The 23,883-nt window shown below is 34.2% G+C and carries 15 protein-coding genes; 1 reads left to right on the top strand and 14 read right to left on the bottom strand.

Translation table 11 applies throughout. The features are described 5' to 3' along the window. Positions 1-3: 3 nt before the first annotated feature. From BM153_RS00615 to BM153_RS00575, 9 genes are all read right to left on the bottom strand, one after another. The gene (locus BM153_RS00615) at positions 4-1,101 is read right to left on the bottom strand and encodes a CobW family GTP-binding protein (RefSeq protein WP_092869841.1); all 1,098 of its coding nucleotides are present in this window, start codon (positions 1,099-1,101) and stop codon (positions 4-6) included. Between the two features lie 37 nt (positions 1,102-1,138). Continuing rightward, the gene (locus tag BM153_RS00610) at positions 1,139-2,527 is read right to left on the bottom strand and encodes a glycine--tRNA ligase (RefSeq protein WP_092869840.1); all 1,389 of its coding nucleotides are present in this window, start codon (positions 2,525-2,527) and stop codon (positions 1,139-1,141) included. Positions 2,528-2,553: 26 nt separating this feature from the next. Beyond that, complete coding sequence (locus tag BM153_RS00605) at positions 2,554-3,249, bottom strand: hypothetical protein (protein WP_092869839.1); 696 nt, start codon at positions 3,247-3,249, stop codon at positions 2,554-2,556. A gap of 102 nt (positions 3,250-3,351) precedes the next feature. Further along, positions 3,352-4,089: a DNA repair protein RecO gene (gene recO, locus BM153_RS00600; protein ID WP_092869838.1), complete on the bottom strand. Its 738-nt coding sequence runs from the start codon at positions 4,087-4,089 to the stop codon at positions 3,352-3,354. A gap of 2 nt (positions 4,090-4,091) precedes the next feature. Then, positions 4,092-4,994: a GTPase Era gene (era, locus tag BM153_RS00595; RefSeq protein WP_092869837.1), complete on the bottom strand. Its 903-nt coding sequence runs from the start codon at positions 4,992-4,994 to the stop codon at positions 4,092-4,094. Between the two features lie 50 nt (positions 4,995-5,044). Continuing rightward, positions 5,045-7,963, bottom strand: coding sequence for an insulinase family protein (locus tag BM153_RS00590; RefSeq protein ID WP_092869836.1), 2,919 nt, complete (start codon positions 7,961-7,963; stop codon positions 5,045-5,047). Positions 7,964-8,298: 335 nt separating this feature from the next. Next, complete coding sequence (gene nifJ / locus BM153_RS00585; RefSeq protein ID WP_092869835.1) at positions 8,299-11,844, bottom strand: pyruvate:ferredoxin (flavodoxin) oxidoreductase; 3,546 nt, start codon at positions 11,842-11,844, stop codon at positions 8,299-8,301. A gap of 292 nt (positions 11,845-12,136) precedes the next feature. Then, the gene (locus BM153_RS00580; protein WP_177205518.1) at positions 12,137-13,255 is read right to left on the bottom strand and encodes a DHHW family protein; all 1,119 of its coding nucleotides are present in this window, start codon (positions 13,253-13,255) and stop codon (positions 12,137-12,139) included. A gap of 13 nt (positions 13,256-13,268) precedes the next feature. After that, the gene (locus tag BM153_RS00575; protein ID WP_092869833.1) at positions 13,269-14,165 is read right to left on the bottom strand and encodes a rhomboid family protein; all 897 of its coding nucleotides are present in this window, start codon (positions 14,163-14,165) and stop codon (positions 13,269-13,271) included. Between the two features lie 255 nt (positions 14,166-14,420). On the opposite strand from BM153_RS00575, the gene BM153_RS00570 reads away from it, so the two are divergent. Further along, positions 14,421-18,680, top strand: a complete 4,260-nt coding sequence (locus tag BM153_RS00570) for a 2-hydroxyacyl-CoA dehydratase (protein WP_092869832.1) — start codon at positions 14,421-14,423, stop codon at positions 18,678-18,680. An 82-nt stretch (positions 18,681-18,762) separates the two neighbouring features. Here BM153_RS00570 and BM153_RS00565 read toward each other — a convergent pair whose 3' ends face one another. The 5 genes from BM153_RS00565 to BM153_RS13460 form a co-directional block, all read right to left on the bottom strand. Beyond that, positions 18,763-19,767 (bottom strand): uroporphyrinogen decarboxylase/cobalamine-independent methonine synthase family protein, encoded by a 1,005-nt coding sequence (locus tag BM153_RS00565; RefSeq protein WP_242949044.1) that lies wholly within the window; start codon positions 19,765-19,767, stop codon positions 18,763-18,765. Between the two features lie 273 nt (positions 19,768-20,040). Then, positions 20,041-20,715, bottom strand: a complete 675-nt coding sequence (gene ung, locus BM153_RS00560) for a uracil-DNA glycosylase (protein ID WP_092869831.1) — start codon at positions 20,713-20,715, stop codon at positions 20,041-20,043. A gap of 35 nt (positions 20,716-20,750) precedes the next feature. Continuing rightward, positions 20,751-21,512: an imidazole glycerol phosphate synthase subunit HisF gene (hisF, locus tag BM153_RS00555; RefSeq protein WP_092869830.1), complete on the bottom strand. Its 762-nt coding sequence runs from the start codon at positions 21,510-21,512 to the stop codon at positions 20,751-20,753. A gap of 36 nt (positions 21,513-21,548) precedes the next feature. Beyond that, positions 21,549-22,157: an imidazole glycerol phosphate synthase subunit HisH gene (hisH, locus tag BM153_RS00550; RefSeq protein ID WP_092869829.1), complete on the bottom strand. Its 609-nt coding sequence runs from the start codon at positions 22,155-22,157 to the stop codon at positions 21,549-21,551. An 18-nt stretch (positions 22,158-22,175) separates the two neighbouring features. Continuing rightward, the gene (locus tag BM153_RS13460; protein WP_143088252.1) at positions 22,176-23,879 is read right to left on the bottom strand and encodes a hypothetical protein; all 1,704 of its coding nucleotides are present in this window, start codon (positions 23,877-23,879) and stop codon (positions 22,176-22,178) included. Positions 23,880-23,883 lie beyond the last annotated feature (4 nt).

Genomic DNA, 23,883 nt, shown 5'->3' with positions numbered 1-23,883 from the left:
CCTTTATTTCAAATCAAATATTTCTGAGATTTTATTCTCATCAATATCTACACCAATAACACAAATTCTGCCTGTATAATCAGCGCTGCCTGTTCTGACTTCATATTCCCCAGGAACAAGGTCAAAATGCAACCATTCTCCATCAGTAGAAGCAACAATACCTTTTGCTCTTAAAATTGTACCAACTTTATTGTCTTCTTTAGACAATTCCTCAAGAATTTCCTTAAGTTTTTCTTTTGAATATTTATTCGTAGTTTCTTTTCCAATGCTAGTAAATACATCGTCAGCATGGTGATGATCATGATGATGTTCGTGGTCATGGTCACAATGGTCATGATCGTGATGATGTTTGTGGTCATGGTCACAATGATCATGATCGTGATGATGCTCGTGATCGTGGTCACAATGATCATGATCGTGATGATGATGCTCGTGATTGTGGTCATGATGTTCATGGTCATGATGAGCCTTTATTGCTTCCTCTAGCATTTCCTTCATCAAATCATCTTTATGCTCTATTCCATTTAAAATAACCTTTCCATCGAGATCTTCCCAGTTAGTTGTGATAAATTCTGCTTCCTTATTTAAATCTCTAAGCATATCAACTACTTCTTTGAGTTTTTTATCATCTAATAATTGTGTTCTGCTAAATACAACAGCTGTGGCATGTTCCACCTGGTCAGAATAAAATTCACCAAAATTCTTAAGATACATTTTCACTTTTTTTGCATCTACCACAGCAACAGCACTTGTGAGCTCGATTCCAGCTTTTTGACTTACATTATTTACAGCATTCATAACATCAGAAAGTTTTCCAACTCCTGACGGCTCTATAACAATTCTATCCGGATGAAACTGCTCTGATACTTTTAATAGGGCTTCTCCAAAATCCCCAACAAGAGAACAGCAAATACAGCCAGAGTTCATTTCTGTAATTTCTACACCGGCATCCTTTAAAAATCCGCCATCAATACCTATTTCACCAAATTCATTTTCAATAAGTACTACTTTTTCACCTACATATGCTTCTTTTATAAGTTTTTTAATTAAAGTTGTTTTTCCGGCTCCTAAAAAGCCTGAAAAGATTGATGTTTGAATCATGTTATAGCCTCCAATCTCTCACAAGAATACAACAGGTTTAGAATGTAAATTTATCTGCGAAATAGGCATCAAGTTCGTCTATTTTAACACGAACCTGCTCCATAGTATCCCTGTCTCTAACAGTTACTGCATGGTCTTCTTCAGAATCAAAATCATAGGTTACACAAAACGGAGTTCCTATTTCATCCTGTCTTCTGTAACGTTTTCCTATGTTTCCTCTATCATCAAACTCACAATTATATTTCTTTACAAGTTTTTCATAAACTGCAAAAGCACCATCATTTAATTTTTTTGATAGTGGAAGGACACCAATTTTAACAGGTGCTAAAACCGGATGGAAATGAAGTACGGTTCTTACATCTCCACCTTCTAATTCTTCTTCATCGTATGCACTGCAAAGGAAAGCAAGTACCACTCTGTCTGCACCAAGTGATGGTTCAATTACATATGGTATATATTTTTCTTTCTTAACATCATCAAAATATGTAAGATCTTCACCTGAAGTCTCCTGATGTTTTGTAAGGTCATAATCTGTTCTATCTGCAATACCCCAAAGTTCTCCCCAACCAAATGGGAATAAAAACTCAAGGTCACTTGTAGCTTTTGAATAAAATGAAAGTTCTTCTTTAGAATGGTCTCTTGAACGCATTTCATCAGGTTTGATTCCCAAATCCTGAAGCCACTTTATACAGAATTTTTTCCAATAATCAAACCACTCAAGGTCTGTATCAGGTTCACAGAAAAATTCCAGCTCCATCTGTTCAAATTCTCTTGTTCTAAATGTAAAGTTACCCGGAGTGATTTCATTTCTGAAAGATTTACCAATTTGACCTATACCAAAAGGAATTTTTTTTCTGGAAGTTCTTTGAACATTTTTAAAGTTTACAAAGATACCCTGAGCTGTCTCCGGTCTTAAATAAACTGTGTTTTTTGCATCTTCAGTTACACCCTGGAATGTCTTAAACATAAGATTAAATTGTCTTATATCAGTAAAGTTATGACTGCCACATGATGGACATGCAATGTTATGTTCGTTAATGTATGATACCATTTGTTCATTACTCCAACCGTCAACACTGCCTTCCATTTCAATGTTATTAGCCTCATTAAAATCTTCTATCATCTTATCGGCACGAAATCTTTCGTGACAATCTTTACAATCAAGTAAAGGATCTGAAAATCCTTTTAAATGTCCTGAAGCAACCCATGTCTGAGGGTTCATAAGTATGGCACAATCTACTCCTACATTATATTGACTTTCTACAATAAATTTCTGCCACCATGCTTTTTTTACATTATTTTTTAATTCTACACCAAGATTTCCGTAATCCCATGTATTTGCAAGTCCTCCGTAGATTTCAGAACCAGGGTAAACAAATCCTCTCGATTTAGCTAATGCTACTATTTTTTCTAATGTTTTTTCCATTTTGCCCTCCAAATTACTAAACAATATTATTTATAAAAAATGATAACCGGTGACTTAAGTTTTAGACTTAAGATTTCATCAGATATATTTGTTTTATTCTCATCTTTATTTGATTCATCCGGTGTTTCATCATTAGATGATTCTGATTGAATATTTTCTTTGATAGTGACATTCTTATCATCTGTCACCTTGACATTTTCATTTGAAATATAAACAATTTCGCCAGGAAGTTCAACATTTGTACACTCATCAACAATACAAACATTTAACTCACTTACCTCATCTTCTATATCTTCATATTTATATGAGCCGGATTGCTTCTTTTCTTTTACACTTTTAAATGTTACATCATCAAAATTCTTATCAGCTATAAGCGCTTCCTTTACAGTCCCTGCATAAAGAGTAACATTATTAAAAGCTGCATAATCTTTCACAGAATCGTATTTTAAATATACTTTAGCGATATTATCCTCTACTTTAAAACTTTCAATTTTAATACGTTCTTCTCCGGTATTGTCATTATATGCTTTAATTTCTTCATCAATATAAGTTTTAAGATCATCACTACTTAGCTGTTTTTCATCAAACTCTTCTATAACAGCCTCGGTAAGTTGCCCTTTTTCTCCTATAACCAATGTACTTTTATCATAGTTTTTTGGTGAACAGGCCACTAAAGAAAGTGTCATTAAAAAAACAAAACACAAACTCAATAAGCGTTTCATTAAAAATCCTCCTTCGTTTTGGCATATATAAAGCCATTTTAAATTCCTAAACATACTTTTGTAAGTATACACCTTTTAGTAGTATTATGCAAAGATTAATCATCAGGAAAGAAAACGATAAGAGTTAAGCTTTTCATAATTTATATATTTTCTCAAATACTGATCCATAATTTTTTCTAACTGTAATAATACCTGCTCGCTAACCCTGAAAGTATACAATTTAGCAATAGACTGACATACAATAAACTGCATTGTATATATGGTAGCTTCCAGAAGTTTGCTGTCTTCTCCATACAGTTTTGCACATTCTTTACAAATACAACCGTCTTTTCTTATGGAAAATGCAAGAAGATTTTCTTTTGTTCCGCATTCTACACAGGAAAATACATTGGGATATTCTCCATTTAGTACCAGTAATTTCAATTCAAAAATTCTTCTTATTAATTTGTATTCAATCTTATCCGTACATAATGCTTTAATAGACTGATACAAAAGTTTCAGTACTTCTGTTTCATCATTGTTTTCTTTGCAATAATAGTCACAAATTTCAAGGAAATAAAAACCGTAATAGGTCCTGTCCAGATTTTCACTTATTTCAAGAAAATAATCATCAATATCTGCTTTTAAAAGTGTATAAGAATTTTTGCCCTGATATACTTCAAAACTACCAAAAACAAAAGGATTCGTGGCGGCTAAAAGGCTACTGCCTGCTTTTTTTGCATTATTGGCAAACACTGTGACTTTACCGTTTTCCAATGTCAAAAGCACCAGCCTTTTCCCTTTTTCTCCTACAGGAGATACCTTTATAATCATGCCTTTCAAAGTAATTTTATTGTCCACTTTTAATCCAGCTCTTTCTTATCATAACCGAAATTTTTAATAAGAAAATCTGAGTCTCTCCAATCTTTTTTCACTTTAACCCACAGCTTTAAATTAACATGTTTTTCCAGCATATGTTCGATATCTTTTCTTGAATCAATGCCTATTCGTTTTAGCATGGAGCCCTGTTTTCCAATGATAATACCTTTATGAGAGTCTCTCTCACAGATTATCGTAGCTTCAATTTCAACGCTTTTCTTGGTTTCTTTCATTGATTCAATAACTACTGCGATACCATGGGGTATCTCTTCTGATAGTCTATGAAGGGCTTTTTCTCTAATCATTTCCGCCGCAATCTGTTTAACAGGCTGGTCTGTTACCGTTTCCTCATCATAAAACATAGGGCCGTATGGAAGATATTTAAAAACAGTTGAAATTAAATCATCTATACCATCACCCTTTTTAGCTGAAACCGGTATTATCTCTGCGAAATCATAAATTTTTCTGTAGGTATCAATATATTTTAAGACTTCATTATAAACAATTGTATCCATCTTGTTTATTACGAGTATTACCGGCACTTTTACCTTTGATAAATCTTCAGTAATGCTTTTTTCACCTGCTCCGATAAAGTCCGAAGGCTCTACAAGCCATAAAATTACATCAACTTCATTAAATGATTTTTTGGCCGCATTAACCATGTAATCCCCTAATTTGTTCTTGGCTTTATGTATTCCAGGGGTGTCAACAAAAATAATCTGACCTTCATCACAGGTATAAACTGTTTGAATTCTGTTTCTTGTGGTTTGTGGCTTGTTTGATGTTATGGCTATTTTTTGTCCTATTATTTTATTCATCAAAGTAGATTTTCCTACATTAGGACGCCCTATTAATGTTACAAATCCCGACTTCTTGTTTGAGTCCATTTTTCCTCCTTAGTATTTAATAATAAACTGATGTTTTAGAGTATTTTTTATTACATTAAATTCAAAACATTATCAAATAAATCTTTTTCTTTTTCTATTTTTTCTTCGTTTCCAACGACACAAAGATAATTTTCCAAAAGAGCTTTTTCTATCATCTCTTTTAAATTTCTGATATCTTCTTTTTTGGTATTTAAAACCTGATTTCTTTCTGCCTGTAAATCTTCTTCGCTTATGTTCATCATATATGAACCAAAAGAACGCTCACCTTTTGCACAAGGATTAAGTGGAGTATCCAAACTGCTTATTGCCCCGATGATGTACTTTGTCATATCTCTTTCATCAACATCGAATTTTTCAAGATATTCAGGCATTTTATCAAATATTTCATTGGATTCTTTAATATTCGGGTCTCTATAGGTTGCAAAATATATATCTCCCGTTCTTGAAAATCCACTCATACAACCGTAGGCACCGCCTTTAACACGAATATTCAGCCATAAGTAATCATAACTTAAAATAACCTTTAATACTCTTAAGGAGCCTGTATAATCAAAACCAGAATTTCTAAAGTTTCCACATCTTACCACATAGGATACCTTAGAAGAGGATTTAAATCCTTCATTTTTCTTTTGACAATCAAGCTCAAAGCCTTGGTTTTCAACGTTTTCAGTAAATAATGAAGACAGTAATTCATTATAATTTTCTTTAAAAATATTTAAACCTTCTTCATCGCAGGTAATACTTACCATTAGATTTTCTTTTCTGAAAATTGTAACAATTAATTCATTAAGAATTGAAACCAGTTCATCATATCTATCGTCAAAATTTTTCTCTAAGTCATCAATTAAGCGATAATACTCAATTCCGCTGATAAGCTCATGGAATTTCATGGTTTTTGAATAGTATGAACTTGCTCTTTCAATGGCATAAATATGACCGGAGGCCAAAAGGGATGTCTGTAAGTGAGATTTTATCTCAGCTATTATTTCGTAAATTCTTTTTTTATTATCAAATTTTGAACCTGAGATAATCTCTGCAATGGTCTTAATTGCAAAATCTGTTTTTTCATATAATACCTTTGTTTTAAAGTCAAAATAAACGCTGAAATCATCCTTTTGTTTAACATCAGAAAAAATATTTATAGCACAGCCGATACCACCGGTATTTATATGAATATCATTTGAAAGTTGAGAGTAATCGTGATTTTTTGTATCAACTGAGCAAAGAATATTCTTTAAAATTGAAAGGTATGGTATATGCTGTGTTTTAATATTTCCGGCATTAAATAAAAACTTAATGTAATTAATTTTATTGGAAAACATATCGTGCCATAAAACTTTTGTGTTTTCAATGTTTAATTCGACATTATTTAAAGGATTTATTTCTTTTTTAATGTCATCTATAGAAAGCATTGGTATACTTTCTAATTCTTCTTTAGTAGATGGTTCTTCCTGATATTTCTTTAATGCCTTGGTATCTTCTACTAGTCTTTCCAATTCCTCATCACTTAATGTAGCTTTATAAGTAGCAAGTTTTTCACTAAACAAGGCATCGTTTTTAGCAGTAAGACCCTTTACCGGTTTTACAATAACAATTGAAGAATGATTATTATTTAAAATATATTTTTCTACAATTTTTTCAAAATAACCACTGTCTATTTTTTGTCTTAAAGAATCAAATAATTTTCCTTCACATACTCTTTCAAAAGCCTGATTATCATCATAAAGCCAGGTTTCAAGATTATTTAAACCATAAATCAAGCCTTTAGGGAAATTACCGAAATCACCCTCTCTGTAACTGAATTCAGTAATGTTTATTCCTGCTAAAAGTGCTTTCTTGTTAATACCGTTTTTAATCTGGTCTTTCAAAACATCTTCTATTATCCTGATAAATTCTTCCTTTTTTGACTCTTCAGAATTTTTTGCAACAATGGAAAAATAAGGTTGAATTATTCCATTTTCAAAGCTTCCTATTATATCTTTACCGATTTTGGCATCAAGTAAAGCTTTTTTTATAACGGCTCCCGGAGATGATACAAGGGCATATTCAAGGATTGAAAAGGCAAGTTCCAATTCTCTGTCAGAATTATAATCAATTACTTTATTATATGAAAGAAATGTATTATCATTTTCATTTTCGTCTTGAGAAATGGAATATTCCTTTACTACTTCTCTTGTTTGTGAAAAAGCTTTTTGAATTTTGACTTCAGAATCAATTTCGGTCATGTCATACTTGGAAAGATATTCTTTATCAAGCCACTCAAGCTTTTCATTTATATCCATATCACCATAAAGATAAATGTAACTGTTAGATGGATGATAATATTTTTTATAATAATCCAAAAACATTTCGTATGTAAGATTTGGAATTTCTTCAGGATTTCCTCCTGATTCGTAACAGTAGGCAGTGTCCGGGAAAAGAGAATTAAGTATTTCCCTGTCTAATACTCCTTCCGGAGATGAAAAAGCACCTTTCATCTCATTGTAAACTACACCTGTAACAGCAAGAGGTTCATCTTTAGAATTTAGCTCATAATGCCATCCCTCCTGTTTGAATATTTCCGGTCTTTTAGAGATATTCGGATTTAGAACTGCGTCTAAGTATACATCACAAAGATTTTGAAAATCTTTATCGTTACAGCTTGCAACAGGATATACTGTTTTATCTGAATAGGTCATTGCATTTAAAAAAGTATTTAAGGAACCCTTTACCAATTCAACAAAAGGGTCTTTTGCAGGGAATTTTTCTGAGCCACACAAAACAGAATGCTCGATAATGTGTGTAGTTCCGCAACTGTTTTCAGGTGGCGTTCTGAAACAGATATAAAATGTTTTATTCTCATCATCATTTGAAATAATCTGTATTCTGGCTCCACTTTTTTTATGCTTTAACAGATATCCTTTAGAATTAATATCTGCTAATTTTTCAACTTTTACTACTTCATATTGCTCTGAAATCATAGTTTGCATTTAGAACCTCCATCAATTCATTTTCCTTTTTTACCTTAAATTTATTTCCAATATATGGTTATATCACATAATTAAATTTTTACTAAGGTTAAGTCGATTATCATTTTTATACCATTCCACAAAGGAAGTATTTCACCACTTAGTAAATTATTTGTACAATATTCGCAACTTATAACACTATAACATTGAGACCTGTAAAAATCAATAAAACAAACGCATGTTTTGATTTTTTTTACAAATTTAATATAAAGAAATATTTCCACTAAAAGTGGGACAAAGCCCAAAACCTGAACTTTGTCCCAAATTTTTAATTGAAATAATTACTATCTATTGAATTATTCGGTTTTTCCGTAAAAATCAACAAGTTTAACAAGATGAGAATATTTATCTCTAGCTTCTTTCTCTGACTTATCGAAGAGTTTTTCAGCTCTTTCCGGATTAGCTCTTACAAGTGAATTGTAACGAACTTCACCATTCAAAAATGCCTTATAATCTCCTGTAGGTGCCTTGGAATCAAGGATGAATCCAGCTTCTCCCTTATCAACAAGTTCAGGATTGAATCTGAATAAATGCCAATAACCTGCTTCAACGGCATTCTTCTCTTCTGTCTGAGCTTTAGACATTCCAATCTTGATACCATGATTAATACATGGAGCATAGCAAATTACAAGTGATGGGCCAGGATAAGCTTCTGCTTCTGCCATAGCCTTAACACATTGATTGTAATCAGAACCCATGGCAACCTGTGCTACATAAATATATCCATAACTCATTGCTATTTCAGCAAGATTTTTCTTCTTAACTTCTTTACCGGCAGCAGCAAACTGAGCAATAGCACCTGTCGGAGTGGATTTAGAAGACTGTCCACCTGTATTGGAATATACTTCGGTATCAAGTACAAGGATGTTAATATCCTGTCCACTGGCAAGTACATGGTCAACACCACCAAATCCGATGTCGTAAGCCCATCCGTCACCACCAAAGATCCATTGAGATTTCTTAGCTAAGAAGTCTTTATCTTTAATGATTTCTTTTGCTTCCTGACTTCCTTCTGCCTCTAAAGCTGCAACAAGCTTGTCTGTAGCATCACCGTTTGTGATACCAATGCCGAATGTATCGATGTATTCTTTAGCTGCTGCTTTAACATCACCATTAGATGTCTTATCGGCAATAGCCTCTACTTTTATTTTAAGACTATCTCTTAAAGCTCTTTGAGCCAAGAACATACCATAACCAAATTCTGCTGCATCTTCAAAAAGTGAATTAGACCATGCAGGACCTTTTCCTTCCGGAGTAGTTGTATAAGGAGTAGAAGGTGATGAGTTACCCCAGATTGATGAACAACCTGTAGCATTTGCTATATACATTCTATCTCCAAATAACTGAGTAAGTAATTTAACATAAGGTGTCTCACCACAACCTGCACAAGCTCCTGAGAACTCAAGAAGTGGCTGTCTAAACTGACTACCCTTAACTGAATCAATTTTGAATTTCTCAAATACATCTGCCTTCTTAGGAAGTTTAACAGCGTAATCATAAATTGCCTGAGAACCTTCGTTTTCAGCAAAAGACTGCATTGAAAGGGCTTTGTTTCCTTTCTTACCAGGACATACATTTACGCAAGAACCGCATCCTGTACAATCGTATGCAGATACTGTCATGGTAAACTGATATTTATCTTTAAGTCCTGTAAGAGGTATTGTCTTCATTCCTTCAGGAGCTGCTTTAACTTCATCTTCTGTAAGAGCAACAGGTCTGATAACTGCATGAGGACATACATAAGAACAATAATTACACTGGATACAGTTTTCTGAATCCCATACAGGAATATCTACTGCAACACCACGCTTTTCGTATGCAGCTGTACCTGATGGAGTGTGTCCGTCTTCATAAGCAGCTACTTCTGAAACTTTAAGCTTGTTACCTGACTGTGAATTAACCGCTTTTTGAATTGTATTAACAAATGCCAATACTTCCGGTTTTCCTTCTAATGGTTTTTCTGAAGCTGCTGCATCATCAACAGCATCTTTCCAGGACGCAGGAACATCAACTTTAACAACATCTTGTGCTCCTCTGTCTATAGCATCATAGTTCATTTGAACGATGTTATCACCTTTACGACCATAAGTAGCTTTTGCAGCTTCTTTCATATATTTAATAGCATCAGCCTCAGGAATAATACCTGCAAGCTTAAAGAAAGCTGACTGAAGTACTGTATTGATACGTCCTCCAAGACCGATTTCTTTACCAATCTTGATACCGTCAATTGTATATAATTCAATATTGTGTTCTGCGATATATTTTTTAACTCTTCCTGGAAGATTCTTTTCTAACTCTTCACTGTTCCAGGAGCAGTTTAATAAGAATTTACCTCCGTCAACAATATCTTGTACCATATCATATTTTGTAATATATGCAGGGTTATGACAAGCAACAAAGTTTGCCATTGAAATCAGGTAGGTTGAACGAATAGGCTCTTTTCCAAATCTAAGATGTGAAATAGTTACACCACCTGACTTCTTTGAATCATAATCAAAATATGCCTGAGCATACATGTCAGTGTTGTTACCAATAATCTTGATGGAGTTCTTGTTTGCACCAACTGTACCATCTGCTCCAAGTCCCCAGAATTTACAGCTTACTGTATTTTCGGAAGCTGTATTAATATTTTCAATAATATCAAGAGAAAGATTTGTTACATCGTCTACGATACCGATTGTAAACTCTTTCTTTTCTGTGTTTTTGTATACTGAATATATCTGAGCAGGTGTTGTATCTTTAGAACCAAGACCATATCTTCCTCTAAAAATCTCAACTCCGTCAAATTTTGTTTTATTAAGAGCGGCAACTACATCAAGATAAAGTGGTTCTCCAATTGCTCCAGGCTCTTTTGAACGGTCAAGAACTGTAATTTTCTTACATGAATCAGGAATAGCCTTAACCAAAGCTTCAGCTGAGAATGGTCTGTAGAGTCTTACTTTAACAAGACCGACTTTTTCTCCGGCAGCTGTCATATAATCTATAACCTCTTCAATTGTTTCACATACTGAACCCATAGCAACGATAACATGTTCAGCATCCGCAGCTCCGTAATAGTTAAATAACTTATAATCTGTTCCTATTTTTTCATTGACCTTGTCCATATACATCTGAACAACTTCTGTAATGTTATTGTACTTACCATTGCAGGCCTCTCTTGTCTGGAAGAAGATATCCGGATTCTGAGCAGAACCTAACTCACATGGATGATTTGGATTTAAAGCATTTCTTCTAAACTCGTCGATAGCATCCATATCTGCCATATCTTTTAAATCTTCATAATCCCATGTTTCAATTTTTTGAATTTCGTGAGAAGTACGGAAACCGTCAAAGAAGTTGATAAATGGAAGTTTTCCCTTAATAGCACTAAGATGTGCAACCGGAGTAAGATCCATAACTTCCTGTACGCTGGATTCGCAAAGCATTGCGCATCCTGTCTGTCTACATGCATATACGTCAGAATGATCACCAAAAATACATAATGCATGTGATGCTAATGTTCTCGCTGAAACATTAAATACACCCGGTAAACCTTCACCGGCAACTTTGTAAAGATTCGGGATCATAAGAAGAAGACCCTGTGAAGCAGTATATGTTGTTGTAAGTGCTCCGGCTGTAAGTGAACCATGCACTGTACCTGCTGCTCCTGCCTCAGATTGCATCTCAGTAACTTGTACTGTCTGCCCAAAAATGTTTTTTCTTCCCTGAGTTGCCCACTCGTCAGTAGCTTCAGCCATAACTGATGATGGTGTAATTGGATAAATAGCTGCAACATCTGTAAAAGCGTAAGATGCATGAGCTGCAGCATGATTTCCATCCATGGTCGACATTTTTCTAGCCATACTAATTGTTCCTCCTTGCTAATTACATTAAAAATTAATGATTTTTAATAAATGTGGTTAAATTGAATAAAAAAATTCATCTTATAACTAGCCCTGCCATATATAATATGTATATATGATACAAAAATCAATAGTTTCTCAGTCATTTTTTATCAATGTCGCACTTTAACTTAATAAAGTATAACTTTAAATTAATACAAAAGTCAATGTTTTTATTAAAAACAACCACATATTTTTTTAAATATATAAGTCAATTTCATTTTTTTAGTGCAAAATGCAAAACAAATTATCACTAGCGTAAAAAGTTTTGCATTCTAGATACGTTAGAGGATGACAGGGATGCTGATAAATAATTCACAAATAACACATCATCCACCGGATATTCTGATAAAAATGAAGAAAACGAATTCTTATAGTACCTATAGTCAATAACATATACATGCTGATAGTGATCAACTAAAAACGGCACCAAAGCATTTCCATAAGATTCTTTGATAACAACTATACTGCTATTATCTGATAAAGTTGGATTTGTAATTTTAACTAAAGGATTATCTCCGGAAATAAATGTGTTATATTTAGAACCTGCGTTCCAATTTGAAACATCTTCTATTATATTCCAATTTGTCACATTACCATTTTCGTCATAAAATTCCAATTCATTAGTAGAATTTGGTTTATATGCATAAACGACATCAGAATTTGCCGATAATGCACTTGATTTTGATTCCGTATAAAAGCTTCCTAAAAAACCTGGAAACTGTACTTCTTCAAAAGAATCCAGTGAATTGTATTTAATTCCTTTTTCTTTTGCAAATTTTTGGTAGGCATAAAAAGCCCCAAGACTGGTCCAATGATGGTCAGTCCTGTAATAAATATATTCGTCCCTGTGAGCTTTTAATGTATCCACAATATCAATGTTTATAGAACCGGCGTTTTGACGGCTATAAATACTTTCTATAGCCTCCTTCTGATTGTAAGAAGGATACATCTCCTTTACATTTTTGTATAAAGAAATTTCGTAATTGGTAGGAACTATTATTGAATACACTTTAGAATTTGGTGCAAGAGCCACTGCCCTGTTTATATTTGCAGCAAAATTCCCTGTTATTTCGTCGTTATAGCTGTAATATTCGTAGGCGGTATCATTTACTACCAGAAAACTCCCGTAATTTTGTATGGATAATGTAGAAACATCTACCTCTCTATCCTCCAACAATTTAGGGTCAATCTTATCCTCCTCATTTTGTGATAATGATGAGCTATCATCTGACAAATCCTGCTTTGTATCTGAAACAATATCACTTGCTGATTTGCTACTACTGTTTGAACCGTTATCTTTTTGACAAGATGTAAGAGACAATCCTATCATAACCCCCATAATAATCAACTTGACTTTTTTATAATTCATAACCTTACCTTTTCTATTTCCTGTGCACATGAGTAAACAAATGATCCTGACAGTATTCGTAATTACCATTACATTTTGAACAAAATCTAAATTCTAATTCATCACCGTCATTTTCTGTTCGTCCACAAATGGCACACTTATGCTTAGTAACCTGTTGTCTTCCACGATTAAATGAGCCTGTATTTCCACCAAATGAACCTTCGTTAAATCTTTTATTGAAATCCCTTTTAAAATCCCGTCTGGCTCTTTGGGAGTTATAGCTTTTATAATTACCGTAAATTCCTGATTTTTTTCTTTTAAGTACCAAAAGGAAGAAAATCAAAAAGTTTAGCATAGAAACAACAATAGCTACCTTTCCAACAATATTTGCAGTTATTATATCGTATATAAGATACGCTCCATAAAGATATGCAAGCCATTTAATTTTTATCGGAATGATAAAATATAGAAGAACCTGCATATTTGGATATAATACTGCAAAGGCCAAAAATATTGACGTATTAATGTAATAAGTGCTGAAATATCCTCCAAGTAAAACCGGCTGTCCCAGGGCAAAATACATCACAATAGCTCCAATTAAAGTAAAGAGCATACCACCTATCAGATATAAATTGTACCTGAAAGCACCCCAGGTGTTTTCAAGATTAGTTCCTATAGAATAGTAAAATAACATCATAATCAAAACCACAAAAATATTCGATGCGGAAGGTGGCGTAAATATCCAGGTTACAAGACGCCATACCTGACCGTAATGAAATATCATATAAGGTTCAAGATACAGATAATATAAAAGTGGATTAGCTAAATAATATATAAGATATCCCACAGCATACACACCAATTAACCAGGCTGTAAGATTAGGAATGGCAAATCTTCCAAATTTTCTTTCCATTTTACTAATAAAGTCCATTCTTATCCTCCTTAATAAAAAATTTCTTATTTAGTTTACCTTTAAAAGCCTTTAAAATCAATGATTTGTAAAGATTTTAAATAAAATTTTTTAAATTGTTTGTAAACTTATACTGAGAAATTATATAAACAATAGATATATTTGTCAATCAATTCTCATTTTATTTCATTTGTATTTAAAATAAGTTTGTCGTATAATAGACTATCGGTTTTGTCTATAATTTTTTATAGCAAATAATTAAACAGGAGGTTGGAGATGAATCTCAAAAATATAAATACTCTAGGAATCGATATCGGCTCAACAACTATAAAAGTTGCTTTGCTTGACGGAGAAAAAAATGTTTTATTTTCTGATTATCAAAGACATTTTGCAAATATACAGGAAACTCTTGCAGACCTGCTTGCAAAAGCTTTAAATAAAACAAACGATATGTTAGTTCACCCTGTTATTACAGGTTCAGGGGGATTGACCCTTTCCAAATATCTTGGAATCCCTTTCGTACAAGAAGTTGTAGCTGTATCCACAGCGTTAAAACATTACGCTCCCCAGACTGATGTTGCCATTGAATTAGGGGGCGAAGATGCCAAGATTATTTATTTCCAGGGAAAAAACATAGATCAGCGTATGAACGGAATCTGTGCCGGAGGTACAGGCTCTTTTATTGACCAGATGGCTTCTCTTATTCAAACAGATGCCGCCGGCCTCAATGAATACGCTAAAGATTATAAAGATATATATCCTATTGCAGCCCGTTGTGGGGTTTTTGCAAAAACTGATATTCAACCTCTTATAAATGAGGGAGCAACCAGACAGGATTTGTCTGCATCTATTTTCCAGGCTGTTGTTAATCAAACCATAAGTGGACTTGCCTGCGGAAAACCTATCAGAGGACATGTTGCTTTCTTAGGCGGTCCTCTTCACTTTCTTTCAGAACTTAGAAATTGTTTTATAAGAACTTTAAAACTGGATGATGAGCATGCCATTATCCCTGAAAATTCGCATCTTTTTGCAGCCATAGGATGTGCTTTAAATTACGATAAAGAAAGTTTCGTAAATTTATCAGAATTGAAAAACCGGTTGGCTACACCTATTAAGATGGAGTTTGAAGTTGAAAGACTTAATCCTTTATTTAAATCAGAAGACGAATATAAGGAATTTTTAATTAATCATTCTAATGCTGAAATAAAAAAAGGTGATATCTCCACCTATGAAGGAAATTGCTTCTTAGGTATAGACGCTGGTTCTACCACTACTAAAACTGCCCTTATTGCTCAGGACGGTTCATTATTATATTCATTTTACAGCAATAATAACGGAAGCCCCCTTCTTACTGCTTTAAAATCATTAAAAGAAATATATTCACTTTTACCAAAAAAGGCTAAAATAGTTCATTCCTGTTCAACCGGTTATGGAGAAGCTCTTATTAAGGAAGCTCTTTTATTGGAACAAGGTGAAGTTGAAACAGTATCTCATTATTATGCTGCTTCATTTTTTGAACCGGAAGTAGACTGTATTTTAGACATTGGCGGTCAGGACATGAAATGCATTAAAATCAAAAATCATGTTGTTGACAGTGTTTTACTTAACGAAGCCTGCTCATCAGGATGTGGTTCTTTCATTGAAACTTTTGCTAAATCCCTTAATTTTTCAGTTAAAGATTTTGCAAAAGAAGCATTATTTGCAAAGCATCCTATTGACCTTGGTACCCGTTGTACCGTATTTATGAATTCAAAAGTTAAACAGGCGCAAAAAGAAGGAGCATCAGTCGCTGATATTTCAGCAGGGCTTGCCTATTCTGTTATTAAAAACGCCCTTTTTAAAGTAATTAAACTTACCGACCCTAAGGATCTTGGTGAAAAAATTGTAGTTCAGGGTGGTACTTTTTATAATGACGGAATTCTTAGAACTTTTGAAGAAATCGCAGGAGTTCATGCTACAAGACCTGATATTTCAGGAATCATGGGAGCTTTTGGCGCTGCTCTTGTGGCAAAAGAAAGATACGAAGACGAACCTTTTACAACTATTTTATCATTGGAAGATATTGAAAAATTAAAATATACAACAGAGCTTAAACATTGTGGAAAATGTACAAATAATTGTCTTTTGACCGTAAATAAATTCTCCGGCAATCGTTCCTTTATTACCGGAAACCGCTGTGAAAGAGGTCTTGGAGAAGAAAAAAATAAAAACAAACTTCCAAACCTTTTTGAATATAAAAGAAAAAGATATTTTAATTACAAGGCTCTTAACACAGACCAGGCCTATAGGGGAACTGTGGGACTTCCAAGAGTCTTAAACATGTATGATAATTATCCTTTCTGGTTTACTTTTTTTACGGATTTAGGTTATAAAGTTGTTCTTTCACCTGTTTCCAGCCATAAAATATACGAAAAAGGTATTGAAAGTATCCCTAGTGAATCAGAATGTTATCCGGCAAAACTTGCTCACGGACATATAGAATGGCTTATTTCTAAAAATGTTGACTTCATTTTTTATCCAAGCATTCCATATGAAAGAACTGAATTTAAAAATGCTAATAATCATTATAATTGTCCGATTGTTACATCATATTCTGAAAATATTAAAAATAATGTGGAATCAATTACTTCAGGTAAGGTTAAATTTTTAAATCCTTTTATTGCGTTTACATCACAAACAACCATTTATGAAAGACTTGTTAAGGTATTTAATCACATTCCTTCCGAAGACATTAAAAATGCGGTATCAAAGGCATGGACAGAACTTGAAAAAGCCAGAAATGATATTCGTAATAAAGGTGAAGAAACCCTTCAATATTTAAAAGACAAAAATATAAGAGGTATTGTTCTTGCAGGAAGACCTTACCATATTGACCCGGAAATTAACCATGGAATACCTGAAATGATTAATTCTTTTGGTCTTGCTGTTTTAACAGAAGACAGCGTAAGTCACCTTGCACCGGTTGAAAGACCTCTAATTGTTTTAGACCAGTGGATGTATCATTCAAGGTTATATGCAGCAGCCAATTATGTTAAAACTCAGGATAACTTAGATCTTATACAGTTAAATTCTTTTGGTTGCGGTTTGGATGCAGTTACCACTGACCAGGTAAATGATATTTTATCAAAATCCGGTAAGATTTATACCTGCTTAAAAATTGATGAAGTAAATAACTTAGGTGCTGCAAGAATCAGAATCCGTTCACTTCTTTCAGCTATTAAAGTCAGGGAAAGAAAAAATATTAAATGCCATCCTGTTTCATCTGCTTATAAAAGGGTAATTTTTACAAAGGATATGAAGAAAAACTACACTATACTTTGTCCTCAAATGTCACCTATACATTTTGAGCTTATTGCAACAGGATTAAACAGTAGTGGCTATAATGTTGAGCTATTGACAAATGACAACCGCTCTTCTATCAATACAGGACTTAAATATGTAAACAATGATGCCTGCTATCCTTCTCTTATAGTTGTAGGACAAATAATGGATGCCATTCTTTCAGGAAAATATGACCTTGAAAGAACCGCCATTATTATTTCCCAGACCGGTGGTGGATGCCGTGCTTCAAACTATATAGGATTTATCAGAAGAGCCATAGCCAAGGCAGGATATCCGGATATTCCGGTTATTTCCTTAAATTTAAGCGGTCTTGAGGCTAATCCTGGTTTTAAGATTACTCCTACCGTTTTACAAAAAGCTCTTTACGGTCTTGTTTTTGGAGATATATTCATGCGTTGTCTCTATAGAGTTCGTCCTTACGAAAAGGTTAAGGGTTCCGCTGACAAATTATACAGAAAATGGGCTGAAGTTTGTAAAAAATTCATCAGTTCCAAAAAAGTATTGTCCCATTTGCAATATAACAGGATTTGCAGAAGCATAATTCACTCTTTTGATACCTTACCAATTTACGAAGATATGGTTAAACCAAGAGTTGGTATCGTAGGAGAAATACTTGTAAAATTCTCACCAATTGCCAACAACCACCTGGTTGACCTTTTGGAAAGAGAAGGTGCAGAAGCTGTTGTCCCAGATTTGACTGACTTTTTACTGTACAGCTTTTATAATCAGAATTTTAAAGCCAAATATTTAGGTTTTAAGTTTTCATCTGCCGCATATGCAAATCTTGGGATTAAATTCTTAGAGGGGCTTAGAAGCGCAGCCAGAAAAGAATTTGAAAAAAGTAAACGCTTTACTCCTCCTGCAAGAATTCAGGATACTGCAAAAGCAGCAAGAAAAATAGTTTCTACTGGAAATCAAACCGGTGAAGGCTGGTTCCTAACCGGAGAAATGCTGGAATTAATCCATGAAGGTGCCGGAAACATTGTTTGTACCCAGCCTTTTGCCTGCCTTCCTAACCATGTTGTTGGAAAGGGAGTTATTAAAAAAATCCGAAGCATGTATCCTATGTCAAATATTGTTGCCATTGACTACGATCCGGGTGCCAGCGAGGTAAACCAGTTAAACAGAATTAAACTTATGCTTTCTACAGCAAAAAAGAATATTCAAGATACCTATATTAGTGAAAACAACTAATTCAATAAAAAAGAACTTCTGCGAGCCGGAAGTTCTTTTTTTGAGTTTAGACATTTATAAATTAATTAGATTTCGTTTTATTCTAGTTTACAGCTTTGTTGATTGGATGTTCTTGTGCATAAATGCGTCCATATTTATGCAATTCATCCAAGAATATCTCATTATTCCATTCTCTAAAGCATATTCCATTAGGAATTGAAGGGAAGAATCTTCCAGCTGGGCAATATGTATCTATTGCTCTTCTAACTTCTGCTCTAATTTCTTCCTCAGTTATATTTTCCACATCAATCTTGGGACCGTCAATTCCTCCTACCATGGCCAGTTTACCCTTTGTAACTTCCTGAATATAAGGAATGTCATTTTGAGCAATAACTCCCTGCCAAATGTCAATGCCAATTTCTACCATATCTTCTACTACAGGCTGGCAGATACAATCAGCATGATGCATAAATATCATTCCTAAGTCATGGGCTGTCTGCACTATTTCAGCATGTAACGGTTTTATAATATCTCTCCATACATCAGGTGGAAGGAAAAGATTTTGTTTTGAACCCCAGTCATCATGGAAAAATACAACATCAGGGTGTATATGGGCAGCTGTTTCCTTTAATACTTCTATTTTGTAATCTTTGATTACTGTAAGCATAGCTTTCATTTCGTCTGGATAATCCATGTAATTATAGAAAGCATTCATCATGCCCATAAGATGATGAGAACGTTCGAATAAACCTCCCCCACACAAAAAGCCTACAAACATTTCATCTCTGTTTACTTCATTTGCCATATTTTCAGCCATTGTCCAGTCAAGTCCCTTAACAGACGGAACCTTAAGCTGTTCTTCCCACTTTGTAATATCTTTTATAACAGCGTTTTCATTTGTAACATGTGGATGCGCTCCCGGCGCCCCTGGTTGCCAGATATATGTTGTTCCCCATGAATCCAGATGTTCTTCGCCATCTTGTGGTACTAAATCGCTAAGAAGAATCGGATCAGGAATAAGAGCCATTGCCTCCATAAAATCCCCGTAAAAGTCCGGTTGCTCCCCATTATAAATAGCCATTGCATTTTCTCTTTTAGTCATAGCCATTGTCATACCCCTCCTTAAAGTGACTAATCTTCATTTCAGCTTATTTAGTAATTTTCCCCAAAATATTACTAGCTAAGCTGATTATTTATTTTTAATACCCATAAATTTACTATAAAAAGACTATACTAAATGCATAAACTCACTTCAACATGCATGATTCACAAACTAAAACAGGTCTTTCGTGCTAATTGTACTAATTGTATCAATAATTCCTTATATTATTATTGTATTTCAGGAAATCTTATAAAATCGCTTACATATTATTGTAATTTTTTATATATTTTCTATCTGCCAATCTATTGGTTCAATGCCATTTTCTTTTAAAAATTCATTAGCTTTTGCAAAATGACCACAACCAAAAAAGCCTCTGTGGGCAGACAATGGACTGGGATGTGATGCTTCTAAAACCAAATGTTTTGGATTATTTAACATAGCAGCTTTTTTTCTGGCAGGGCTTCCCCAAAGCATATATACCAGACTTCTGTCTTGCTGATTTACTTTTTCAATAATTGCATCTGTGAATTCCTCCCAGCCTTTGTGCTGATGAGAATTTGCCAGATGAGCCCTTACCGTCAATACTGTATTTAATAACAAAACCCCTTGTTTGGCCCACTTTACAAGATAACCGTTATTTGGTATATAACAGCCCAATTCCTCATGTAATTCTTTATAAATGTTTTTCAAAGATGGTGGAATATCCTGCCCAGGTTTAACAGAAAAGCTTAGACCATGAGCCTGATTTTCATTATGATAGGGATCTTGCCCCAATATAACCACCTTTACATCTTCCGGCTTTGTCAGCTCCAAGGCTGAAAATACTTCATTTGCAGGAGGATAGATAACCTGCGTGGCATATTCTTCCTTAACAAATGAATAAAGTTTTTGATAATAGGGTTTATTAAATTCTTCACTGATTTGAGAAAACCAATCATTTGAAGTTTTTTCCATTATATTTTTCCTCTTTTCAAATTTTTATATACAAATTAAAACCTTACAGACACATTCCTGTCTTTAAGATATTTTTTCACTTCCTTTATTTCCAGTTCTTTGTAATGAAACAAGGATGCTGCAAGTGCGGCATCTGCTTTTCCAGTGATTAAGGCGTCATAAAAATGCTGACAATTTCCTGCTCCTCCTGATGCAATAACTGGAACTGATACCAATTCTGAAACAGCTTTTGTAAGTTCAATATCATATCCGGCTTTGGTACCATCACAGTCCATGCTGGTTAAAAGTATTTCACCAGCCCCTAAATCAGTTACCTTTTTTGCCCATTCCAGAGCATCTATTCCAACATCTATCCTTCCACCGTTTTTATATATATTCCAGCCTGAGCCATCTGCTCTTCTTTTGGCATCAATAGCTACAACTACACATTGACTGCCAAATTTATCAGCAGCTTCAGCTATAAGTTCCGGTCTGTTAATAGCTGCAGAATTTATGGATATTTTGTCTGCTCCTTCTCTTAAAATCGTTTTAAAATCTTCAACTGTCCTGATACCACCACCTACTGTAAATGGTATAAATACCTGTTTTGCCACTGCTCGGACAAGTTCTGCCACTGTAGATCTTTTATCACTCGATGCTGTTATATCCAAAAAAACAAGCTCATCTGCTCCGGCTTTATCATAAGCAGCTGCAACTTCAACAGGATCACCTGCATCTTTTAAATTAACAAAATTTATTCCCTTTACCACACGTCCATCGTTTACATCAAGGCATGGAATTATTCTTTTTGTATGCATATTTCTTCTCTCCTCATATTTGTCTTTTTAAATATTTTATTTTAATTCAATGAAATTCTTCAAAATATTTAATCCTACCTGTCCGCTTTTTTCCGGGTGAAATTGGCAGGCAAAAATATTATCTTTTTCTACCGATGCATGTATTTTTACTCCATATTCCGTAGATGCTTTTACTATTGCTTCATCCTCTGCCTTAAGATAAAATGAATGAACGAAATAAACATAGGATTCGTTATCAATTCCTTTAAACAATTTTCCATCATTAGAAAGTTCTAAAGAATTCCATCCTATATGAGGAATTTTTAAATCATCCCTTGCCGGAATAGCTTTAATTCTGCCTTTTAAAAGACCAAGTCCCTCAATACCTTTAGATTCATCACTAGAGGCAAACAAAAGCTGCAAGCCAAGGCATATACCTAAAAAAGGTATATCCTGGTTCACAGCTTCTTTTATGATGCTGTCAAGTTCATACTCCTTAAGTTTTCCCATGGCATCCCCAAAGGAACCCACCCCTGGGAGTATAATCTTGTCAGCTTTTAATATTTCTTTTTCGTCTTTAGTTACTATTGCTTCCTTTCCTAAAAACTCAATAGCTTTCTCAACGCTTTTAATGTTTCCTGCATCATAATCAATTATTGCTATCATCTTTCTCATCCTTTTAAATCAATCTTCATCTTTTCCATAGATAGCATCTGAAATTTTATAAACTTCTACTGAATAATCTTCCATATCTTCAATAGCTAAAATCTCTCTTGCTTTATCTATAGAAACATTATAATCGTCTAAAAGGCAAGTTTCAATTGTTTTTAATAATTCTGCATAATTACTCGAAAGTCCCAGCTTCTTTGCATCCTCATAGTATTTGTCGTATCTTTTTACAACTCTTAATGCGGCATCTAAAGCTTCAGCGTGGAGTTTAACTTTCTTGTAGGATTTATATGAATCATATTCTCTGGTAATAAGAGCCATCAGTCTGATTCTATCATATAACTCCTGGTCCTCCTCTTTTACTTCTTCACCGCCAAGTCTTGCTAAGGCTTGTGTATATTTTTGCTGTTCATAATATGCTTTTGTCTGGGAAATCTTAAACATATATCCGAACATATTCATACAAAACAGAAAGAGACCTGTAAGGGAAGCGCCTAAAACTACTACCAAAAAGATTTTTATCTTAGGAATAGGTGGAAGAATTTCTTCTGGCTCTTCCGGCTTCTTTGGCTTTTCCTTCTTTGGTTTTTTCTCTTTTTTAGGCTTTTCTTTCTTCTCCTTTTTCTCTTTTTTATCCTTTTTGTCTTTTTTATCTTTCTTTTCCTTTTTAGGCTTCTCTTTCTTTTCTTTTTTAGGCTTTTCTTTTTTACCTTTTTTATCCCCTTCTCCTTCGCCATCATCTTTCTTTTTAAATATAGAAAGAATTTTTGCAAGAAGTCCTTTAGGTTCTTCATCATCTTTAGAATCTGAAGCTGCCTCTCCGTCTGACGCTGCAACTTCATCTAAATCAGGCAGTTCATCTGTCTGTCCGACTCCTAATTCCAGATTAACCGGACCAATATCTTCACCTTTAAGATCTCCGTCCAAATCCCTGTCTAAGCCTTCAAATAAGCTAAGATCACTTTCTTCCATATCTGTAATGGGAATATCATTCTCATCATTTTTTAACATATCTGACAATTCTCCATCCCCCATATCTTCAAGCAAATCTGTTACGCTTTTATCTGATAAGTCATCTGTAACTTCTATCTCTTCAGCAGCAGTTGCTACATCAGAATCTGAATCATCTAAAGATATGTCCATAGAATCCCCCAGCAAGTCTTCCAGACTTCCTGCATCAGACAGGTCGTCGCTTTCCATGTCCTCTAAAGGAAGCTCTAAATCACTTGACGTCAGGTCTTCTCCCCCTGAAATATCAGAATCTCCCAAATCCGCTTCTTCAGAAGGAAGATCATCCGGAATAGGTTCATCATCCATAATGTCTGAAAACAAATCTCCTTCTCCCAGCATTCCCTCATCAAGCCCCGGTAAAGGCTCAATAGAATCGGTCAATTCATCTTCCACAGGTGGAATATCCAATTCAGGTCCTTTTTCTATTACATCAGCAGGTTCATCAAAATCTTCAGAAGCTTTTGCCGATAAATCATCTTCTAATTCCGGAACATCTTCATCCAGTCCTAAATCTGACACAAGAGAGTCTAAATCATCATTGGCAAAAGAGTCATCTTCTAAATCCTCTTCATCTATTGAGGCTTCAAATTCTTTTAGAAACTCATCTTCAGAAGCCTTGTCGCCAAAGATATTATCCAAACTGTCATCTGCGCCATCACCTAAGTCTGACAAAAGATCGTCCAGATATTTTTCTGTATCGTCTGCCAAAAGC

The organism is Acetitomaculum ruminis DSM 5522, assembly GCF_900112085.1.
GTDB classification, from domain to species: domain Bacteria; phylum Bacillota; class Clostridia; order Lachnospirales; family Lachnospiraceae; genus Acetitomaculum; species Acetitomaculum ruminis.
Note: the sequence above shows the minus strand (reverse complement) of the source record. Positions and strands in the feature narration are given on the sequence as shown.

Coding starts and splice junctions, on each gene's coding strand:
- BM153_RS00615 (WP_092869841.1), bottom strand. CDS start 1,101: ATGATTCAAACATCAATCTTTTCAGGCTTTTTAGGAGCCGGAAAAACA.
- BM153_RS00610 (WP_092869840.1), bottom strand. CDS start 2,527: ATGGAAAAAACATTAGAAAAAATAGTAGCATTAGCTAAATCGAGAGGA.
- BM153_RS00605 (WP_092869839.1), bottom strand. CDS start 3,249: ATGAAACGCTTATTGAGTTTGTGTTTTGTTTTTTTAATGACACTTTCT.
- era (WP_092869837.1), bottom strand. CDS start 4,994: ATGGACTCAAACAAGAAGTCGGGATTTGTAACATTAATAGGGCGTCCT.
- BM153_RS00590 (WP_092869836.1), bottom strand. CDS start 7,963: ATGCAAACTATGATTTCAGAGCAATATGAAGTAGTAAAAGTTGAAAAA.
- nifJ (WP_092869835.1), bottom strand. CDS start 11,844: ATGGCTAGAAAAATGTCGACCATGGATGGAAATCATGCTGCAGCTCAT.
- BM153_RS00580 (WP_177205518.1), bottom strand. CDS start 13,255: ATGAATTATAAAAAAGTCAAGTTGATTATTATGGGGGTTATGATAGGA.
- BM153_RS00575 (WP_092869833.1), bottom strand. CDS start 14,165: ATGGACTTTATTAGTAAAATGGAAAGAAAATTTGGAAGATTTGCCATT.
- BM153_RS00570 (WP_092869832.1), top strand. CDS start 14,421: ATGAATCTCAAAAATATAAATACTCTAGGAATCGATATCGGCTCAACA.
- BM153_RS00565 (WP_242949044.1), bottom strand. CDS start 19,767: ATGGCTATGACTAAAAGAGAAAATGCAATGGCTATTTATAATGGGGAG.
- ung (WP_092869831.1), bottom strand. CDS start 20,715: ATGGAAAAAACTTCAAATGATTGGTTTTCTCAAATCAGTGAAGAATTT.
- hisF (WP_092869830.1), bottom strand. CDS start 21,512: ATGCATACAAAAAGAATAATTCCATGCCTTGATGTAAACGATGGACGT.
- hisH (WP_092869829.1), bottom strand. CDS start 22,157: ATGATAGCAATAATTGATTATGATGCAGGAAACATTAAAAGCGTTGAG.